Raw genomic sequence first — 20,338 nt, 5'->3', positions numbered from 1 at the left:
TTCTGTCGGGAGGTTGATGTCTGGAGAGCGAAATGGCGCAGCTCACGAGCATGCTGGGAATCTGGAATTCAAACCCCACCCGCCACACTCCGGCGGAAGATCTGCAGGGCATCGTCGCCGGCAGCCTGATCGCCGCACTCGGCCTTTATTTCCTCGCCCAGGTCGGGCTTCTGACCGGTGGCATGGCCGGCCTCGCCTTTGTGCTCCACTATTGGAGCGGCTGGAGCTTCGGTCTGCTCTTCTTCCTGCTCAATCTGCCCTTCTACATCCTGTCGCTGCGTCGCGTTGGCCTTGATTTCACCATCAAGACCTTTGTCGCCGTCGGCCTCACCTCCTTCCTCGTCGAGATCGAGAGCCGTGTCCTCGTCATCCAGAGCATCGCGCCAGTCTGGGCTGCGGTCCTTGGCGGCCTGCTGCTCGGCTTCGGTCTTCTGGCGCTCTACCGCCACCGCGCCAGCCTCGGCGGCCTCGGCATCCTCGCCGTCTATATCCAGGACCGTTTCGGCATTCGCGCCGGCCTCGTGCAGCTTGCCTTCGACCTCTGCGTCATGGCGCTCGCCTTCGCCGTCGTCAGCCCCTCGGTTGTGATGTACTCGGTGATCGGCGCCGTGGTGCTCAATCTCTTCCTCGCGATCAACCACCGCTCGGACCGGTATATCGCGCTGAGGTGATACCTCTTTCGCCTCTTCTCTTTCCCCGCTTGTCCACTACCTTGGGGCGGTGACGACAGCTGATTCCGCCCTTGCCCTTCTGCCTGTTCCCTTCCTCCGCTGGTTCGGCGAAAAGGGCTGGCAGCCGCGTGACCATCAGCTGGAGCTTCTGGCCCGGGCGAGATCGGGCGAAGAGGGTGGCGAAAGCCTGTTGCTGATCGCCCCGACCGGTGCCGGCAAAACGCTCGCCGGCTTCCTGCCGTCGCTGACCGAACTCACCGAGCGTGGCCGCAAGAAACCGGGCGAGGCATTCACTGGCATCCACACGCTCTACATCTCGCCGCTCAAGGCGCTCGCCGTCGATATCGAGCGCAACCTTATGAAGCCCGTCACCGAGATGGGGCTTCCGATCACCATCGAGAACCGCACCGGCGACACCCCGGCTTCCAAGCGCCAGAGGCAAAAGACCAATCCGCCGGATATCCTGCTCACCACGCCCGAGCAGGTGGCGCTCTTGATTTCGCATTCGGATGCGGCGCGTTTCTTCAAGGACCTGCGTTACGTCATCTTCGACGAACTGCATTCGCTGGTCACCTCGAAACGCGGGCATCTGCTCTCGCTCGGTCTGGCGCGCTTGAGGGAGCTTGCCCTCGGCCTGAGGACCATCGGCCTCTCTGCCACGGTGGCCCAGCCCATGGATCTGCGCCGCTGGCTGGTCGCCCAGCCTGCGGAAGGCGAGGCGGCGGCTGGTCTGATCACGGTCGAGGGCGGCGCGCGACCCAATATCACCATCCTGCAGACCGAGGATCGCATCCCCTGGTCCGGGCATAAGGCGGTGTACGCCATCCCTGAAATCTACAAGGTGCTGAAGGAGTTCCAGACGACGCTCCTTTTCGTCAACACCCGCTCCCAGGCCGAGATGCTCTTCCAGGAACTCTGGACCGTGAATGACGACAACCTGCCGATCGCCCTGCATCACGGCTCGCTCGACGTCTCCCAGCGCCGCAAGGTTGAGGCCGCCATGGCTGAAAACCGGCTCCGCGCGGTCGTTGCCACCTCGACGCTGGATCTCGGCATCGACTGGGGCGATGTCGATCTCGTCATCCATGTCGGTGCACCCAAGGGCGCCTCGCGCCTTGCCCAGCGCATCGGCCGCGCCAACCACCGCATGGACGAGCCTTCGCGCGCAATCCTGGTGCCGGCCAACCGCTTCGAGGTCATGGAGTGCCAGGCCGCCCTCGATGCCAACTATATCGGCGCCCAGGATACGCCCCCTGTCGGAGAAGGCTCGCTTGATGTGCTGGCCCAGCATGTTCTTGGCATGGCCTGCGCCGATGCCTTCGACGAGGAGGAGTTGTTCCGCGAGGTGACGACGGCGCTGCCCTATGCCGCCCTGCCGCGCGAGACCTTTGCCCGCATCGTCGATTTCGTGGCGACCGGCGGATATGCGCTTCGAACCTACGAGCGTTACGCCCGTATCCGCCGCCGCAAGGACGGGCTATGGCGCGTCTCCAATCCGCAGGTCGCCCAGCAATATCGCCTGAACCTCGGCACCATCGTCGAGATGCCGATGCTGAATGTGCGGCTGGTCAAACACAACCATCTCGGCTCCATCGGTCGCGGCGGCATGACGCTCGGCAAGGTCGAGGAATATTTCTTCGAACAGCTGACTCAGGGCGATACCTTCCTGTTCGCCGGCAAGGTGCTGCGCTTCGAGGGCATTCGGGACAACGAATGTCTGGTCTCCAACGCCTTTTCGATGGACCCGAAGATCCCGGCCTATGCCGGCGGCAAGTTTCCGCTCTCGACCTATCTCGCCGACCAGGTGCGCGCCATGCTCGACGATCCAGATCGCCGCACGGGCCTGCCTGACCAGGTGCGCGACTGGCTGTCCCTGCAGGCGGAGAAGTCGGTTCTGCCCAAGCGCCAAGATCTGCTGATAGAGACCTTCCCGCGCGGCGAGCGCTTTTACATGGTGATCTACGCCTTCGAGGGAAGGCTGGCGCACCAGACGCTCGGCATGCTGCTCACTCGCCGCCTGGAGCGCATGCGCGCCAAGCCGCTGGGCTTCGTCGCGACCGATTATGCACTCGCCATCTGGGGCCTCGAGGACATGGGCTCGCTGATCGCGCGCGGCGCCTTGAGCCTCGCCGAGCTCTTCGATCAGGACATGCTGGGTGACGATCTCGAAACCTGGCTTGACGAGAGCTTCATGCTGAAGCGCACCTTCCGCAACTGCGCTGTTATCGCCGGCCTGATCGAACAGCGTCATCCGGGCAAGGAAAAGTCAGGTCGGCAGGTCACAGTCTCTTCCGACCTGATCTACGACGTGCTGCGTAGCCACGAACCCGATCATATCCTCATGCAGGCGACGCGACAGGATGCCGCCGCCGGACTTTTGGACATTGCCCGGCTTGCCGATATGCTGGAGCGAATCAAGGGCCACATCCTGCACAAGCGCCTGACGCAGATCTCTCCGCTTGCGGTTCCGGTCATGCTGGAGATCGGCAAGGAGCCGGTGTCGGGAGAGGCGCAGGAACATGTGCTCTCGATGGCGGCAGAGGATCTGATCGCCGAGGCCATGGCGTGAGGGTCTAAGAGCGGTTAAGACACCTGCGCATCGCGGAAGACGACATGACGGGTATGACGGCAAGGCGCCTCGCGCCAACAGAAACAGTGGAGACGACGACCGAAATCGCGGTTTCGGGTGTCGCAGCCGTCTGCGATCTGACCGGTGCCCTGTACCTGCCAGATCATCGCACGCTTGTGGTCTCAGACCTGCATCTCGAAAAGGGCGCAGCCTTCGCAAGGCGCGGGCAGCTGCTGCCGCCCTATGACACGCTGGCAACGCTGCGCCTCTTGGAAGGGGTGGTCGCGCGTTATGAGCCGGCGACCATCGTCAGCCTCGGCGATAACTTCCACGACCGCGTCGGCTCGGCCCTGATGCCCCCGGTCTTCCGCGAGATGATCCATGGTCTGGCCGCCGGACGCGATGTTGTCTGGATCAACGGCAACCACGATCCGGATGGCACGACGGATCTGCCGGGCCATTCGATGGATGAGTTCACGCTGGCCGGTCTTACCTTCCGCCACGAGCCGTCCCTGGCGCATGGCAAGGGCGAAATCGCCGGCCACCTCCATCCGTCGGCGACTGTCCGCCGCCGGGAAAAATCCGTCCGTCGCCCCTGCTTCGCGACCGACGGCCTGCGTCTGGTCATGCCATCCTTCGGCGTAACAACAGGTGGCCTTGACCTTCGCCACAAGGCTTTTACCGGCCTCTTTGCCCGTGCCGACCTGATCGCGCATCTTCTGGGGCGCGACCGGATCTATTCGGTGCGCTACGGGAACCTGCTGGGCTGATCCCGTCAGTCCTTGCGGAAGATCAAGCTAGCCGCCCAACCCGTGATCAGGGCCAGCAGAACGGCAAACGTGCCATAGGCGAGCGGCTGTTCATGGGCGGCCTCGGTGATGGCTTCTTCCAGACCTGTCTTGATAACCCGCAGCGGGAGCTCTTTCGACGCGATGAATTCGCCGGATTTGAACAAATGGGCGTGCACTGTGTGCACCCCGTTCGGGATATTGGCCGGCAGCCGGAGCGTTGCCTGAAAGAGGCTGGATGACACAAAACGCACGCCGCCCGTATCGCGCTGATAGAGACCGCGATTCTGCTTCAGCCGTCGAAACGCATCGCGGAACTCACTGAGGTTGACGGCATTGCTGATGAAGCCGGTCGGCGTCAGTGCCAGGTGATCGATGCCGATGCCGAGCGAGGTCAGGAGATCATCCTCGGCGATTTCCTCCACCGGGCGTGTGCTGGCCAGCGAATAGGAAATCGGCATCTGTTCGAACGTCAGCGAGGTGCGGTTGACCCAGATCCCGAACAGCCGTTCCTTGCGGCGAACGGTCGTCCAGTCCCGCGGTCCTTCCAGTGTCACGACGACATCGTATTGCCCGATGGCTAGCAGCAGCTGATCGGTGTTCGTGAGGGCGCCGAAGACCGTCAGATCGGCGCCGGAGAAATCAGAGGTGATCGCGATCTCGCTGGTCGAGATGCCGATTTCAAGGCCTTCCCGCTCCGCCAGCTGCGTGGCGAGCGGATCCTGTGCCGCAACCGGGTACGACAGCACCGCGACAAGAGAAAGGGCGAGAAGGAGAAGCCTTGCGCTCATCTCAGCCCCCGATCGCCAGCGAGTAGATGTCGGCGGGGGTTACCACCAGCTCGATTGCCAGACGCACGCCCACAGCGAGAACCAGGAGGCCTAAGAGCGCGCGCAACTGCTCGCCGCGCAGCTTCTGGCCAACCCTTACGCCATATTGCGCGCCGATCACGCCTGCCACCATCAGGATGAAGGCGAGCACGATATCGACGGAATAGTTGGTCGCCGCCTGCACGATCGTAGTGTAGGCCGTGGTGAATATGATCTGGAAGAGCGAGGTTCCGACGACCACATTGGTCGGGATCCGGAGCAGATAGATCATGGCGGGAACCATGATGAAGCCGCCGCCGACACCCATGACCGAGGTCAGGATGCCGATGCCGAAGCCGAGCGCCAGGATCGGGATCACGCTCAGATAGATCTTCGACTTCTTGAAGCGCATCTTGAAGGGCAGGCGATGCACCCAGTTGTGCTGGCCGGGCCGCTTCAGGGGCGCCGGTTCGTTGCGCGCCGCGCGGCGCAGCGCCCGCAGGCTCTCCGCCAGCATCAGTCCGCCAACGGTGCCGAGAAAGATCACGTAAAGCAGCGAAATGATGAGGTCGAGCTGGCCCTGCCTCCGTAGCCAGGAAAAGATGTAGACACCCAGGGTCGCCCCGACGAGACCGCCGATCAGCAGGACCGATCCCAGCTTCACATCAAGCGTTCCGCGCCGAAAGTGCGAGATCGCACCGGATACCGAGGAGGCGACCACCTGGTTGGCACCGGTCGCCACAGCCACCACTGGCGGGATGTTGTAGAAGATCAGGAGCGGCGTAATCAGAAATCCGCCGCCCACACCAAACATGCCCGAGAGAAAGCCGACAGCCGCGCCCATTCCGAGAATGATAAACACATTGACCGACATTTCGGCGATCGGCAGATAGATCGTCACGTCAGGACCTCAAATGCGGACAGCCGCGCAGCCTTGCGCGGTCACGTCAGGGTGTGAAACCCTTGGATCTCTCTCATGCTGGGCGGCTGCAAGTCCTTGATCGGACTTGCTAGCCTTCGAATTCTTTCTTGCGCCTCATGGGCAATCAAGTCAATTCGAGAGCCCGTCATAGACCCTCATTCAAGGTGTTTTATGACAGTCGCATCATTTGTTGCGTGCGAGCAGTTCGGTCACCAATTTGTCCGTCACCTGACCCGTCGGCTGCTCGCCGATCGAGGTCTGGAAGGCCTTGATGGCCGCCACGGTCTTGGCGCCCATAACACCATCAGGCGTGCCGGCATCAAAGCCGTTCTTGTTGAGGATCGCCTGGATGTTGCGGATCGCCTTCTTCATGTCGACGCTGGCCGTTTTCAGGCCCTTGCCCGCCCATTCGTCCGGCGTATTGGCGGAATTGGCGTCTGGGTTCATTTCTTTCGGTTGCCAGACATCGACTTCGGTGCGGGCGCGCTCAAGCTGCTCCGGTTTCAGGGCATTGGCCACTTCGTCGCGCTTTTGAGCGGCATCCGTATCGCCACCCTTCGCCGCGATAGCAAACCACTTATAGGAGGCAATGAGATCCTGGGCTGTTCCATTTCCACGGGCGCTCAGGATCGCCAGATTGAACTGGCTGTCGGAGACGCCGAATTCAGAGGCCTTGGTGAACCACTCGACCGCCTTGGCATAGTCTTGCGCGCCATCCTTGCCGGAAGCGTAGATGACGGCGAGATTGTGCATCGCGCTGGCATTGCCGGCATTGGCGGCCATCTCGTAGTAGCGCTTGGCTTCAGCGATGTCGGGCGCGACGCCCGTTCCCTTCTCAAGGAAATTAGCAAGCCTGTATTGCGCAACCGCAAAGCCTCTGTCGGCAGACAGACGGTACCATTTGGCGGCTTCGGCAAAGTCGTTTGGTACGCCACGACCTTCGGTGTAGCGTGCGCCGATTTCAAAGAGGGCCAGCGGATCGCCGTTCTTTGCCGCGATGGACAGTGAAGGCGGAGTGATCTCGGCCGGGACCACGATCTCTGCCGCAGGGGCTGCCGGTGCCGCCGGCGCGATCTCCTGCGCAACGACGACATTCTGACCAGAAACATTTGCCGGAGTTTCAAGCGTCTGGGCAGGCGCCGTCTCTGCCGGTGCCATAAGGGCGCTGACCGGGGCCGCGTCTCCGGCTTGAACGGGGGCTGCCGGTGCCTGTGCAACAGCAAGATTATCAGGCGTTTCGGCAGGGGCCTCGGTTTCCACGACGTCGCCCATGACCGGCGCAGCCGCTTGGCCATCCGTCGCTGCCATGCCGGTTTCGGCTGCCGGTGCCTGATCAAGGGCCTCGCTGGTTTCTTCCGGTGCAGTCTCTTCGATAACAGCCGGTGCCTCGCTGCGGGTCAGCGTGTTGACCAGCGGCATGGCCATGGCAACGAGAAGCACGGCGCCGACGGCCATCAGGATCGGGCGACGATAGCGCGCGAAGAGCGAAGGCTCTCCGCTCTTCGCCTTGGCCTTTACGCCGGCCATGGTCTTGTTGCCGGCCGGAGCGGCCTTCTGTGCACGATCCATTTCCATGGCTGCAGCCTGTGCGGCGCGACGGGCAGCGGCGATGTAGTCGGTCCGGTCACCCGTATCGGCAGCGCTGGCATTTGCACTTTTGGCGGACTGCTGGCTGGCGCGGACCCGCTCCAGGATCTTGCGTACATCCGGTGCGCCTGAACCGGGTTCAAGCAGCTCGTTTGCATCATCGGGAGGCAGGACATCGACAGGATCGATCGACGGCGAGGGAGCCAGGGCCTGACGGGGCTCGGTATTTCCCTTCTGTGCCTTCTTGCCTGGCATCAGCTTCTTGCTCAGGCCGGCGAGCAGGCTCGGTTTGGCAACCTTCTTCTCGCGCGCCGCATCGATGACCGGCAGGGCGGTCATTGTCTGGGCGAAATCGTCGGCCGCCTGAAGCAGTTCCTGGTCGATCGGATGGCCTGCTTCGGCCACAGGTCCTGCGGTCATGCGCGGAGCCTGGTGGGGCTGCGTCGCCGCTTCCGGCGCGCGTGGTGCCGGTGCCGAAGCGATCGGCGCCTGAGCAAAGAGCGGTGCAGATGGCGCCTGCGGAACGCTGTGCTGCAATTCGTCGAGCCGGCCTGCGATCTGGACGAGCGTATCATGCAGCGCTTCAAAGGTGCGGTGCGTGCGCTCTTCCGAATGACGGGTATAGTCTTCGAGTTGCTTCAGGTGATCCGACAGTGCCGAAAGGGCCGAGATATCTGCCGAGGCCGCAGGACTACCCGCTGGGAAACGCTGGGCGAAATTGGCCATGACAGTCTCGGCAGCCTGGCGGGCAGCCTCGATGATGTATTCGTCGCTCGTCGCGACATAATCCTCCAGCGCCGAAATGCGGCCAGAGACTTCAGGATTGGTCGGCGAAGGCTGACTGATCAGCGCGGAGAGATGGGCGATCTGATCTTCGAGACCCTTCAAGCTCGCGCTTTCACCAACAGGTGCTGCGGAACCAGTTTCTTCCAAACGATCGACGACGGCATTCAACCTGTTTTCCAGATTGCGCAGGGCGCTGTCATCGATGACAGCAACAGGCTGCGGTGCATCAAGGTCTTCAATCCGACGCGCCAGAATGTCGAGACGGTTTGCCAGCCGGTCGCTGACCACCCCGCCATCCAGCGCATCGATTTTGCGCGAGATATCGGCGAGATAACCGGTCAGCTCCGGCGCAGGTGCCGGGCGCTGCACGTTCTCAAGCATGTAGGAGAGTTGCTCGAGGCGCTCTTCAAGGCGAGTGGCGCTCTGTTCGGCAGAGAGCTGCTCGATACGAGCGGTGAGCAATTCCAGCCGTTCCGCCATTTCGATCGAGGCATCCTGCTGCGGCATCCGTCGCTCGGCGAGAGATTCGATCTGCCGCGCGAGGCCGGAAAGGCGCTCCTCAAGCCTATGGAACGTTGCCGGATCATTGCCGGGGCCGCTATTGCGACCGCCCGCAGCAATCGCACGAGTGATCTCGTCGAGCCGCATGTCGAGCGAGCTGAACTGCTCCATCAACAGACGCTCGCTGGGATCGAAATGCGCACCGATGTGTTCGAGGGCAGAGGCCACCGTCACCAGCTTGTCTTCAAGCGCCCGGATGGTGCGCGTATCGCCCATGCCGCCGAGCTGCGAGCGAATATCGTCCAGACGATCAGCGATACGGATGATCTCGTCGCGCATGGCGCCGGTATCGAGGCCATCGAGGCGACCTTCCACGTCTTCCCAGCGGCGCTCCATCCGGCGCACCGAATCCTCGCGCGCAAGGCCGTCCATCAGCGAGCGCAACTCGTTGAAGTCCTGGCGCAGCCCGTCAGTGCCGGGAGCCTTGATGCCTTCAAGCCGCTGGATGCTTTCGGCCAGACGAGCGATGTCCTGGCGCATATCGTCTTGCGGACGCTTCTCCTCAGCGAGCTGGCGAATCGAGCGCATTTCGTTGCGCAAGCCGGAAATCTCGCGCGAGAGGCTTTCACCGATGTCCTGCTTCAACTCGCGTTTAAGGCTGTTCAGGGCCTCGGTGAAGTCGAGACCGGTGCGGGCGGGGGGTGTTGCCGGCGCTTTAGCGCGAGCGGCATAAGCCGGCTGCGGTTCGACATAAGAGGATGGCGGTTGACGTAGGGGCGCGCGCACCGGGGCTTCGTCGCTACGGCTGTAGAGGCTCCGCTGATTGCCGCGCGCACGATTTTCTTCCAAGGCCCGCTGGCGCTGGCGGATTTCGGCCAGTGGATCCGGCCGTGCATCACGCGCTTCACGCCCATCGCGTTCGCTGCGCGGCAGGTCTTCGGCACGACGGCCGGGCAGGGGGCGCGAGACCGGCTCGTCCGCTCCACGGCTGCGGCTGACCTGGTGCCCGATCAACCCTTCGATACGCGCCTCAAGCCCCTCGATGGTACGGCTCAACGCATCCAGGGAGGATGGGCTGCCGGGCCGTTGGGTCTGGGATCGCGATCCGTTCATGGTTCTGCTCGCCTTGATGATGCCGGACGACGTCTTCATCCGTATAGGTTCAGGTGCTCCACTGCAGCTTCGAGCGGGGTGCCTTCCGTTGCGGCAGGCAAGCAGTTCGGAATCGCGGATGGATCACCAGCTTTCGAACGCAACCTTTCATGAAACATGGTAAACAAGCCGTTAAGCTTCGCCGAAAATTAATGAATCCGCAGGGCTGTCTTTCGGCGTCACGCCCCGCGCAAGTACCCTTCGTTAGAAGCTCTGAATGGAAGAGGAGCAGGCCATCGGCCCTGCAAAAATGCCGCGGCAACAAACTTTGACGTTTACGCGCACGTCAATTATTTGTATAAGCCAGAACAGCCCGATCCGTCGGAACCGAAGTCTTTGGAGGAAGATGACCGATGCCTGTCTACAAGGCCCCCGTAAACGACACGCTTTTCATTCTCAACGACGTCCTTGGTCTCGAGCGGTACAACAATCTGCCGGGCTTTGAAGACGCGACCCCCGACATGATCGAGGCAATCGTCGGCGAGGCGGCCAAGCTTGCGGAAGAGCAGCTTTTCCCGCTTAACCTGTCCGGCGACCAGGAAGGCTGCGTTCGCTCAGACGACGGTTCGGTCAAGACGCCGAAGGGTTTTAAGGAAGCTTACGACGCCTACTGTCAGGGCGGCTGGCTGGGTCTCGCGGTGCCGGCGGAGTATGGCGGTCAGGGCCTGCCCTATACGCTGCATTCGGCCGTTGGCGAATACATGTCGTCCGCCAACATGGCGCTGATGATGTATCCTGGCCTGACCCAGGGCGCGATCGCTGCGATCCTGGAACACGGCTCCGACGAGCAGAAGCAGAAATACCTGCCGAAGATGGTCGAGGGTATCTGGACCGGCACCATGAACCTGACGGAGCCGCATTGCGGCACCGATCTCGGCCTGCTGCGCACCAAGGCTGTTCCGAACGGCGACGGTTCCTACAAGATTTCCGGCCAGAAGATCTTCATCTCGGCCGGCGAACATGACATGTCGGACAACATCATCCATCTCGTGCTCGCCCGCATCGAAGGGGCGCCCGAAGGTACCAAGGGCATCTCGCTCTTCATCGTGCCGAAGTTCATGGTCGGGGACGATGGCTCCGTCGGTGCACGCAACACTGTTTCCTGCGGTGCGATCGAGCACAAGATGGGCATCCACGGCAACGCTACCTGCGTGATGAACTATGACGAGGCGACCGGCTATCTGATCGGTGCCGAGAACAAGGGCCTGGCGGCCATGTTCGTCATGATGAACGAGGCCCGCCTCGGCGTCGGCCTCCAGGGCCTGTCGATCTCCGAAATCGCCTATCAGAACGCCGCCAACTACGCTCGCGAGCGCATCCAGGGACGCTCTCTCTCAGGCGTCAAGGCGCCGGACAAGAAGGCTGACCCGATCATCGTCCACCCGGACATTCGTCGTGTCCTGCTGACCATCAAGGCGTTCAACGAAGCTGGCCGCGCCTTCACCCTCTGGACTGCGCTGAAGTCCGATATAGCCCACCGTTCGGGCGATGCCGCCGAAAAGCAGCTCGCCGACGACGTGCTCGGCCTGATGACGCCGATCCTCAAGGGTGTCCTGACCGACAAGGGCTTTGATCACGCAGTGATGGCCCAGCAGGTCTATGGCGGCCACGGCTATATCGAAGAATGGGGCATGAGCCAGTATGTCCGCGATGCCCGCATCGCGATGATCTACGAAGGCGCCAACGGCATCCAGGCGCTAGACCTCGTCGGCCGCAAGCTCGGTCTCAACGGCGGTCGTGCCGTGATGGCGCTGTTCAAGGAAATCGGTGATTTCTGCGAAGAACATCGCACTGACGAGCAGATGGCCTTCTTCACCAAGGGTCTGAAGAAGGGCCTCAACGACCTGCAGGCCTCGACCATGTGGTTCATGCAGAACGCGATGGCCAAGCCCGACAATGCCGGTGCCGGCTCGACCGACTACATGCACCTCTTCGGCCTTGTTGTACTCGGCTACATGTGGGCGAAGATGGCCAAGGCTGCCAACGCCAATCTGGAAGCCGGTTCGGGTGACGCCGACTACTACAAGAACAAGCTGCTCACCGGCCGCTTCTACATGGAAAAGGTCATGCCGGAGACGGCCCTGCGCAAGGCCCGCATCGAAACCGGTGCGGACAGCCTGATGGAAATGGTCGCAGAAGCGTTTTAAGTTCTGCCCCTCACCCTGACCCTCTCCCCGCACGCGGGGAGAGGGGAAGCCGCCGCTGCGGCGAAGGGTAACGGCTCACGCGGCCGTGGAGGGCTCCTCCTTCTCCCCGCCTGCGGGGAGAAGGTGCCGGCAGGCGGATGAGGGGCATTGCCCCATTCAGTTCAAGGCGCCCCCGTGCGCCCAAGGGAGAGAGACAATGACTGAAGTCTTCATTTATGACCACGTGCGCACGCCCCGCGGGCGCGGCAAGAAGGACGGTTCGCTGCACGAAGTGCCGACACCCCGGCTGGCCGCCAAGACGCTGGAAGCGCTCCGCGACCGCAATGGCTTGGATACCTCGACCGTCGACGACATCATCTTCGGCTGTGTCGACCCGGTCATGGAAGCCGGCGCCGTGATCCCGAAGGCTGCGGCCTTCGAAGCCGGCTACGACTTCAAGGCGCCGGGCATGCAGATCTCACGCTTCTGCGCCTCGGGCCTCGATGCGATCAACCTCGCCGCCGGCAAGGTCAAGGCTGGTTCCGACGACATTGTCATTGCCGGCGGCGTCGAAAGCATGTCCCGCGTGGGCATGGGCATGTCTGGCGGCGCCTGGTACATGGACCCCTCGGTCAACTTCCCGGGCTATTTCATGCCGCAGGGCGTTTCCGCCGACCTGATCGCCACCAAGTATGGCTTCACCCGTGACGACGTCGACGCCTATGCCGTCGAAAGCCAGAAGCGCGCCGCCGCCTCCTGGGCTGCCGGCAACTTCGCCAAGTCGGTTATCCCGGTAAAGGACGGCAACGGCCTCGTCATCCTCGACCGCGACGAACACATGCGTCCCGGCACCGACATGCAGTCGCTGGCAAGCCTCCAGGCATCCTTCCAGATGCCGGGCGAAATGGGCGGCTTCGAAGCCGTCGCCATCCAGGCGCATCCGGAAATCGAGCGCATCACCTATGTCCACCATGCAGGCAACTCGTCTGGCATCGTCGACGGAGCTGCCGCTGTTCTCGTCGGCTCGAAGGCCGGAGGTGAGGCCATGGGCCTCAAGCCCCGCGCCCGCATTCGCGCCTTCACCAATATCGGCTCCGATCCGGCCCTTATGCTGACAGGCCCTGTTGACGTGACCGAGAAGCTCTTGAAGCGCACCGGCATGAAGATCTCCGACTTCGACCTTTTCGAACTGAACGAAGCCTTCGCCGCCGTTGTCCTGCGTTTCATGCAGCATTTCGAGGTCGACCATTCGAAGATGAACGTCGCCGGCGGCGCGATTGCCATGGGCCATCCTCTCGGTGCCACGGGTGCCATGATCCTCGGCACGGTTCTCGACGAACTGGAACGCCGCGATCTGAACACCGCGCTGGTCACGCTCTGCATTGGTGCAGGCATGGGCACGGCCACGGTGATCGAGCGCGTTTGAGGAGCGCACCATGGCCGGTCACCACAACGAGACCAAACGGCACTTTGAGCTGAGAAAGATCGAAGGCGACATGAAAGAGGCCGCCGAGAAGGGGCCTCCGATCCTTGCCAAGAAGGATGTCCTTTCGAACCGCATCACCTTTTGGCTCAGTGTTGTCATTCTCGGACTTCTGGTGACCTGGCTGTGTTTCGTTCTCGGCGTCTTCTGAGCGACAAAAGATTTCAGGGAAGAGGAATCCCATCATGACCTACAAGAACTTCACCATCGAGACCGACGCAGACGGCATCGCTCTCGTCACCTGGGACATGCCTGACAAGTCGATGAACGTCTTCACTGTCGAAGTGATGGACGAGATCGAGAAGATCGTCGACCAGACCTGCGCCGACGATGGCGTCAAGGGCGTCGTCTTCACCTCCGGCAAGTCGTCCTTCTCCGGCGGTGCCGATCTCACCATGATCAAGGGCATGTTCTCCATGCTCGAAGAGGAAAAGGCCAAGGACCCGGACGGCGCCGTCAAGAAGCTCTTTGACGCCGCCGGTAGGATGACCTGGCTCTGGCGCAAGATCGAGACCTGTGGCAAGCCGTGGGTCTCAGCGATCAACGGCACCTGCATGGGTGGCGCGACCGAACTGTCGCTCGCCTGCCATGGCCGCGTTGCCTCGAACGCCAAGTCGGTCAAGATCGGCCTGCCGGAAGTCAAAGTCGGGATCTTCCCAGGCGCCGGCGGCACGCAGCGCGTTGCCCGTCTTGCCAACACGCAGGATGCCCTGCAGATGATGACCACGGGCCAGACGCTGTCGGCCGCCCGCGCCAAGGCGATGAACCTCGTGCACCAGGTCGTAGAACCGGGTGAACTGATCAACGCTGCGAAACAGATGATCAAGGATGGTCTGAAGCCGGTCGCCCCCTGGGACGAAAAGGGCTTCAAGGTTCCCGGCGGCGGCATCTGGACACCGGCGGCAGCCCAGCTCTGGCCGGCCGCTTCCGCCATCCTGCGCCGCGAAACCGCCGGCAATTATCCGGCAGCGCTCGCTATCCTGAAGAGCGTCTATGAAGGCCTGCAGGTACCCTTCGATACGGGCCTGAAGATCGAACAGCGTTACTTCACCGAGATCGTCCAGACCACCGAAGCCTATTCGATGATCCGCTCGCTCTTCGTCTCGATGCAGGAGCTGAACAAGGGTGCCCGTCGCCCGGCCGGTCAGCCGAAGTCCGAGATCAAGAAGGTCGGCGTCGTCGGCGCCGGTTTCATGGGCGCGTCGATCGCCTATGTGACCGCCGCAGCCGGCATCAATGTCGTGCTGATCGACCGTGACATGGAGGCTGCCGGCAAGGGCAAGACCCATTCCGAGGGCCTGGTTGCTGGCGCTGTCGGTAAGGGAAAGCTGACCAAAGACGACGGCGACAAGCTGCTCGCCCTGATCACGCCGTCCGATGACTACGGCACGCTCGCCGATGCCGATCTCGTCATCGAGGCCGTCTTCGAAGACCGCGACGTCAAGAAGGCCGTCATCGAAAAGGTTGAGGCCGTGCTGCCGGAAGGCGCGATCTTTGCCTCCAACACCTCGACCCTGCCGATCACGGGCTTGGCCGGGAACTCCAAGCGTCCGGTCGATTTCATCGGCATCCACTTCTTCTCGCCGGTTGAGAAGATGATGCTGACGGAAGTCATTCTCGGTAAGCAGACCGGCGACAAGGCGCTGGCGGTGGCACTCGACTATGTCGCTGCGATCAAGAAGACCCCGATCGTCGTCAACGACACCCGTGGCTTCTTCGTCAATCGCTGCGTCCTGCGCTACATGGCCGAGAGCTACAACATGCTCATCGAAGGCGTGCCGCCGGTGATGATCGAAAATGCCGCGAAATTCGCCGGCATGCCGGTCGGGCCGCTGGCGCTGAACGACGAAGTGGCGATCGACCTCTCCTACAAGATCCTGAAGGCGACCGTCGCCGATCTCGGCGAAAAGGCCGTCGACCCGCGCCATATGGAGCTGGTTGCCCGCATGGTCGAAAAGGAAGAGCGCTTCGGCCGCAAGAACGGCAAGGGCTTCTACGACTATCCAGCCAAGCCCGCGAAGAAGCATGTCTGGCCGGGCCTGAAGGATCTCTATCCGCAGCAGAAGCCTGATGACGTCAACGTCAAGACGTTGCAGGAACGCTTCCTGACGACCATCGCACTGGAAGCCGCCCGCACCGTGGAGGAAGGCATCGTCACCGACCCGCGCGAGGCCGATGTCGGCTCGATCCTCGGTTTCGGCTTTGCGCCTTACACCGGCGGCGCCCTGTCCTATATCGACGGCATGGGTGTGAAGAACTTCGTAAGCCTCTGCGAACGCCTCGCGACGGAGTACGGCGCGCACTTCACCCCGACGCCGCTGCTCAAGGACATGGCCGCCAAGGGTGAAACCTTCTACAGCCGCTTCGACCCCTACGGTGAAGCTGCGAAGGCTGCCTGAGGCAAGTCTCTATTTGAACTGCAAAAGGCGGCTCTCGGGCCGCCTTTTCTCTTTCCGGCTTTGGGTGACGCCTCAGTTCGTCAGATCATAGGAACGCCGCAGTCCCTGAGCGTCGAGCCATGCGATCACCGCCTCTGGTTCGTCCGTCTGGATGATCGTCACGCCGCGCTCGACGTAGAAACCCCAGACATCCTCGGGACGTCCGGTTGAGAGCGCCAGATAGTCGCCGCGCCCGCCTGATACCATGCCCTCCGGGCGATCGGTGATCGGATAGGTGTTGATCCACAGATGGGCGTTGTTGCGGATGGCAACCGCACGAGCTAGCGGCGAGAGCAGGGGGCCGCCATCCGTCGTGACGGGCTTTGATGCATCCCGATACCAGTGCACGAGTTCCGCCGCCGGTGCGCTAAGCGCCGATTGCGTGCGGTCGATGAAGGCCGGTTCCGTTACGGCGTCGTCCGCCAGTATCGGCATGAAGGCGATGTCGGGGCCTATGGCGCGGCGGATATCCCGGGCAAGCTGCAGCCGCTCGGCGTTCCAGACCGCGAGCTTGAGCAAGACGCCATCCGGCATGCCAAGGCTGCGTGCGAGATCGGCGACTTCGACCAGAGCCTCGGGCTCGAGCTTGTTGTCGATGTTGATCAGGATGCGGCCGCGCGCATGCAGCATCGCCTCGTCAAGCGTGAAGACATGCTCGTCTGTCAGGCGACGGTCACCCTCCACGATGAGCTGGCAGGTTCGTAGTTCCGCGAGCGTATGATCAGCCACCTTGCCGCGACAGGTCGTGGTCCGGTCCAGCGTCTCGTCATGCATGATGACAAGCACGCCGTCCCTGGAACGTCGAACATCGAGCTCGACCATCTCCACGCCAATCGACACGGCATGATCGATGGCTGCAAAGGAGTTTTCGGCGCGTACCGTGACACCCTCTTTCTTCCAACCGGCGCGATGGGCCACGACCATGACATGGTCGCGGTTGAGATTGGCATGTGCCAGACGCTCATGAATGAGGGCCGCCCGGTTCGATGGCGGAATGGGTGCAAGGCTCGCGGCTCCCGTAACGAGGGAGAGCAGGAGCCCGAGGACGAGAACGGCGAGACGCATGAGCAGGGCTCCGATCTTCAGTGTCGTTCCCGCCGCAATAGGTGCGTCGCGTGAAGCCGCCGTGACGGTTTTCTGAAGCCTCTGTGACATCGACTCATGGAACAGTCGCGGACCGATGCCGTTCAAAGGGGGCGCTATGGACAGAATGGGAGATGCACATGACGACTGCGACCGGCATACCGGAGGGCCTGAAAGCCATCGACGTCGAGCTACCCGTCAACGCGGTCCTGCATTTGTGGCTGAAGGCTATAACTCCGGACGAGCCGGGTGCCGTCTCCCTTTATAGTGCCAACGGAAAGTTCGGTGAGGTCCAGGCGATCAATGCCGAGGAGAACTCTTTCCGGATATACCACGTCTTTGGCGGCGGGACGGTCACGCTCGCTTACGACACGACCGTCACCTCGCTCTCGGTCGGCTACTGGTTCACGCCCTCAGACGTCTTGGAAACCGGTATCACTGTGATCCATACGAACCCCGCCAATGAGCCCCCGGATCTGCCCGATAGCTATCACTTCCGTCCGCCCTTCGGCTGGATGAACGACCCCAACGGCTTTGGCCGCTTTGGGGGGCGCCCGCATCTCTTCTACCAGCACTATTCCCATGGCCGGATCTGGAACAACATGCATTGGGGCCATGCCGTCTCCTCCGACTACCTGCGCTGGCGCCATCTGCCGGTGTTTCTCTTCCCATCCGAAGAACTGACGGTGAGGCCCGACAAGCGCGGCGGTGCCTTCTCGGGATCTGCGATCGCCCGCACCGATGGCCCGGGCATCCGCGTCTTCTTCACCGAGAAGATCGCCGATCGCATCCCCGAACAGGAGATCCAGCTGACCGCAACCTCGACAGATCTCTTCAGCGCCGGTGCTGCCGAAGTCTTTCTGCCTCGCAGGCCAGACGGAGAGGGGCTGACCTTCGATTTCCGCGATCCCTACGTCTTCAGAGGCCCGGACGGGCTTTGGAAGATGCTGCTCGGCAGTCAGAGCGATGAAGGGGGCGTCGTGCTGCTTTACGAAACCGAGGACAATACGGCTGCCGGCGGCTGGACATATGTCGGCAAGCTCTACACGGAGGCGCGCTATCAAACTTCCGCGCTCGAATGCCCCTGCCTCCTGCCCCTTGATGGGGACCACCGCGATCCCTCGACCCGTTGGGCACTTATCTATGGCCTCATGAACGGCGAGGACAAGGAAACCGGTCGGCGAAACCTGACGATGGTCGATATCGGCTGGTTCGATGGCCGGAATTTTGCCAAAGCCTTCGGTCGCGAGCTCGATTTTGGCACCGACAACTATGCCTTCCAGGCCTTCGTGGACGGCGGTACACCGGTTGGTATTGGTTGGCTCGGCAATTGGGCCGATACCGGTCCGAGCATCGATTTCCCCTCCGCCATGACACTGCCGCGCACCCTAGTGCTGGAAGGCGATACCTTGCTCACCCCGCCAATCGGCGCAGCGGAAAGCCTGCGTGCCCGCATGCTGGACCGCACCCGTCTCGCAATGGGAGAGCGGGTCTTTCTGCCGAACGGCGCAGCAGAAATCATTTTCGAACTTAAGGAGCCCGGTGGCGCATTTCGGCTGGAGTTTGACCACCCGGATGTTCGCCTCGCAGTGACACAGCATGAAGAGGGCCTCGAGATCCTTCACGCCTATCTCGACAGACCTGAAGAGCCGCCAGGACCACGGTATCTGGCCAAGGCTGCGGCAGCTCGCAGCATAAGGGTTTTCCTGGACTATGGGTCGCTGGAAGTTTTTGCCGATGGAGGAAGGCTTGCCGGCACCAAGCGCATCGCTGGCTTTGAGCCTATTCGTTCCGTAAGGCTGATCGCCGAGCCTGGCGTCGTCAGCAACGCCACAATCTGGTGCCTGAGGTTCTGAGCTTTCGCCGAAATTCATTGTCATCGGCCTGTCAACAAGGCGGTATTAGGGTTCTGCCAGACTGAGGCAGGGCCGATCATGAATATTCGAGAGAGCAATGACACCGGTGTGCGCGCGGCTGAGATTTACGCTGAGATCCTCAACCTCAGAGAGGCGATCCTCAAAGAGGCTCCCTCAACGTTATCCTCGTCCGGTGACGACGATCCGGCCATCGTCAATCTGGGCCACTACCTGGCCCTCCGTCGCCATGACATCCGCCTGTTGCAACGTCGGCTGATGGCGCTCGGTTTGTCCTCAATGGGCAGGCTTGAAAGCCGGGTCTTGCCAACGATTGATGCGGTGATCCATGCACTGGCGGCGCTCTCTGGTGCTCGCGCAGATATCCCCGCTATGCCGAGCGAATTGGAGTTTTTTGCCGGGGAGGCACGCCTCGAAGCGGCAAGCGCCGCGCTCTTCGGGGCCACGCCGGCGACCCGACGCACCCGGATCATGGTTACCCTGCCCAGTCAGGCAGCCGAGGGGCCAGACCTCATCCTCGATCTCGCGCGTGCAGGTATGGATGTCGCCCGGATCAACTGCGCCCATGACGGACCGGACGCCTGGCGCGCGATGACCGCCTATGTTCGATCGGCAGCCAGCGTGGTCGGACGAGACATCAAGATACTGATGGACATTGCTGGTCCCAAGATCAGGACGGCCGAGGTGGCATCAGCAGACAAAAAGCCGCGGCTGCAGATTGGCGACCGCGTCCGTCTCGTTGCGAACGGCGTACCGCGTATCGATGATGCCGTAACACGCTCGGCCGCAGTCTCCTTGCCGGAGATGGTGACACGCCTGTCAGTCGGCGATCGTCTTCGTTACGACGATGGAAAGCTCGAAGCCGTTGTCGAAAGCGTTGCACTGGGAGAGGCCGTCATCCTCGTTCGCCGCACCAAATCAGGCGGCACACGACTGAAGGCGGAAAAGGGCATCAACCTCCCCGATACCGCACTTGGACTGTCCCCACTCACCACAAAGGACGAAGCCGATCTCGAAACGGTGATCGAATGCGCTGATCTCATCGGCTATTCCTTCGTCAGCCGGCCGGAAGACATCGACCTGCTCGACAGTGTTCTTGCCCGCCACGGCAGGACGGATCATCCGCTCGGCCTGATCGCCAAGATCGAGCAACCCCTGGCGCTCACCAATCTTCCTGGCCTCATCGCACGGGCGCGCAAGCGCGGACCCTTCGGTGTGATGATCGCCCGAGGGGATCTTGCTGCCGAGATCGGCTTCGAACGGCTCGCGGAGATGCAGGAGGAGATCCTCTGGATCTGCGAGGCGGCTTCCGTTCCCTGCATATGGGCGACGCAGGTGCTGGAGGACATGGTCAAGGAAGGCATTCCGACACGCGGCGAGATGACGGATGCCGCCATGGCGGCACGCGCCGAATGCGTGATGCTCAACAAAGGGCCGGCCGTGGTCGAGGCAGTTTCGCTTCTCGACCGCCTCATGGGCCGTATGAACGATCACGTTTTCAAGAAGACCGCGACGCTGCGCGCCCTGAAAAGCTGGTAATCCAGGACCA

The 20,338-nt window shown here is 62.1% G+C and carries 13 protein-coding genes; 9 read left to right on the top strand and 4 right to left on the bottom strand.

Going from position 1 to position 20,338, the window contains the following annotated elements; translation table 11 throughout:
* The first annotated feature begins 32 nt into the window (after positions 1-32).
* From AC1PUL_RS15545 to pdeM, 3 genes are read left to right on the top strand one after another with little or no spacing between them, the layout of a single operon-like run.
* Positions 33-671 (top strand): YitT family protein, encoded by a 639-nt coding sequence (locus tag AC1PUL_RS15545; RefSeq protein WP_480465040.1) that lies wholly within the window; start codon positions 33-35, stop codon positions 669-671.
* Positions 672-720: 49 nt separating this feature from the next.
* The gene (locus tag AC1PUL_RS15540) at positions 721-3,240 is read left to right on the top strand and encodes a ligase-associated DNA damage response DEXH box helicase (RefSeq protein WP_480465039.1); all 2,520 of its coding nucleotides are present in this window, start codon (positions 721-723) and stop codon (positions 3,238-3,240) included.
* Between the two features lie 53 nt (positions 3,241-3,293).
* The gene (gene pdeM / locus AC1PUL_RS15535; RefSeq protein WP_480468599.1) at positions 3,294-4,010 is read left to right on the top strand and encodes a ligase-associated DNA damage response endonuclease PdeM; all 717 of its coding nucleotides are present in this window, start codon (positions 3,294-3,296) and stop codon (positions 4,008-4,010) included.
* Between the two features lie 5 nt (positions 4,011-4,015).
* Here pdeM and AC1PUL_RS15530 read toward each other — a convergent pair whose 3' ends face one another.
* The 3 genes from AC1PUL_RS15530 to AC1PUL_RS15520 form a co-directional block, all read right to left on the bottom strand.
* Positions 4,016-4,819: a TIGR02186 family protein gene (locus tag AC1PUL_RS15530; RefSeq protein ID WP_480465038.1), complete on the bottom strand. Its 804-nt coding sequence runs from the start codon at positions 4,817-4,819 to the stop codon at positions 4,016-4,018.
* Between the two features lies 1 nt (position 4,820).
* Positions 4,821-5,738: a sulfite exporter TauE/SafE family protein gene (locus tag AC1PUL_RS15525; RefSeq protein ID WP_480465037.1), complete on the bottom strand. Its 918-nt coding sequence runs from the start codon at positions 5,736-5,738 to the stop codon at positions 4,821-4,823.
* 204 nt (positions 5,739-5,942) lie between these two features.
* Positions 5,943-9,746 carry a peptidoglycan-binding protein gene (locus AC1PUL_RS15520; protein ID WP_480468598.1) on the bottom strand — a complete coding sequence of 1,268 codons (3,804 nt, stop codon included), beginning with the start codon at positions 9,744-9,746 and terminating at the stop codon, positions 5,943-5,945.
* A 392-nt stretch (positions 9,747-10,138) separates the two neighbouring features.
* On the opposite strand from AC1PUL_RS15520, the gene AC1PUL_RS15515 reads away from it, so the two are divergent.
* From AC1PUL_RS15515 to AC1PUL_RS15500, 4 genes are all read left to right on the top strand, one after another.
* A complete protein-coding gene (locus AC1PUL_RS15515) occupies positions 10,139-11,932 on the top strand; it encodes an acyl-CoA dehydrogenase C-terminal domain-containing protein (protein WP_480465035.1) in 1,794 nt (597 codons plus the stop codon).
* Between the two features lie 196 nt (positions 11,933-12,128).
* Positions 12,129-13,337: an acetyl-CoA C-acetyltransferase gene (locus AC1PUL_RS15510; RefSeq protein WP_480465034.1), complete on the top strand. Its 1,209-nt coding sequence runs from the start codon at positions 12,129-12,131 to the stop codon at positions 13,335-13,337.
* 10 nt (positions 13,338-13,347) lie between these two features.
* Positions 13,348-13,545 (top strand): hypothetical protein, encoded by a 198-nt coding sequence (locus AC1PUL_RS15505; RefSeq protein ID WP_476379888.1) that lies wholly within the window; start codon positions 13,348-13,350, stop codon positions 13,543-13,545.
* 31 nt (positions 13,546-13,576) lie between these two features.
* Complete coding sequence (locus tag AC1PUL_RS15500) at positions 13,577-15,793, top strand: FAD-dependent oxidoreductase (RefSeq protein ID WP_480468597.1); 2,217 nt, start codon at positions 13,577-13,579, stop codon at positions 15,791-15,793.
* Between the two features lie 72 nt (positions 15,794-15,865).
* Here AC1PUL_RS15500 and AC1PUL_RS15495 read toward each other — a convergent pair whose 3' ends face one another.
* The gene (locus tag AC1PUL_RS15495) at positions 15,866-16,897 is read right to left on the bottom strand and encodes a glycerophosphodiester phosphodiesterase family protein (protein WP_480465033.1); all 1,032 of its coding nucleotides are present in this window, start codon (positions 16,895-16,897) and stop codon (positions 15,866-15,868) included.
* Positions 16,898-17,055: 158 nt separating this feature from the next.
* Between AC1PUL_RS15495 and AC1PUL_RS15490 the strand changes: the two genes are divergently transcribed.
* Positions 17,056-18,771: a GH32 C-terminal domain-containing protein gene (locus AC1PUL_RS15490; protein WP_480465032.1), complete on the top strand. Its 1,716-nt coding sequence runs from the start codon at positions 17,056-17,058 to the stop codon at positions 18,769-18,771.
* 78 nt (positions 18,772-18,849) lie between these two features.
* The gene (locus tag AC1PUL_RS15485) at positions 18,850-20,328 is read left to right on the top strand and encodes a pyruvate kinase (RefSeq protein ID WP_480465031.1); all 1,479 of its coding nucleotides are present in this window, start codon (positions 18,850-18,852) and stop codon (positions 20,326-20,328) included.
* The last annotated feature ends 10 nt before the right edge of the window (positions 20,329-20,338 follow it).

The sequence above is a fragment of the Rhizobium sp. P43 genome, from assembly GCF_056730705.1.
Note: the sequence above shows the minus strand (reverse complement) of the source record. Positions and strands in the feature narration are given on the sequence as shown.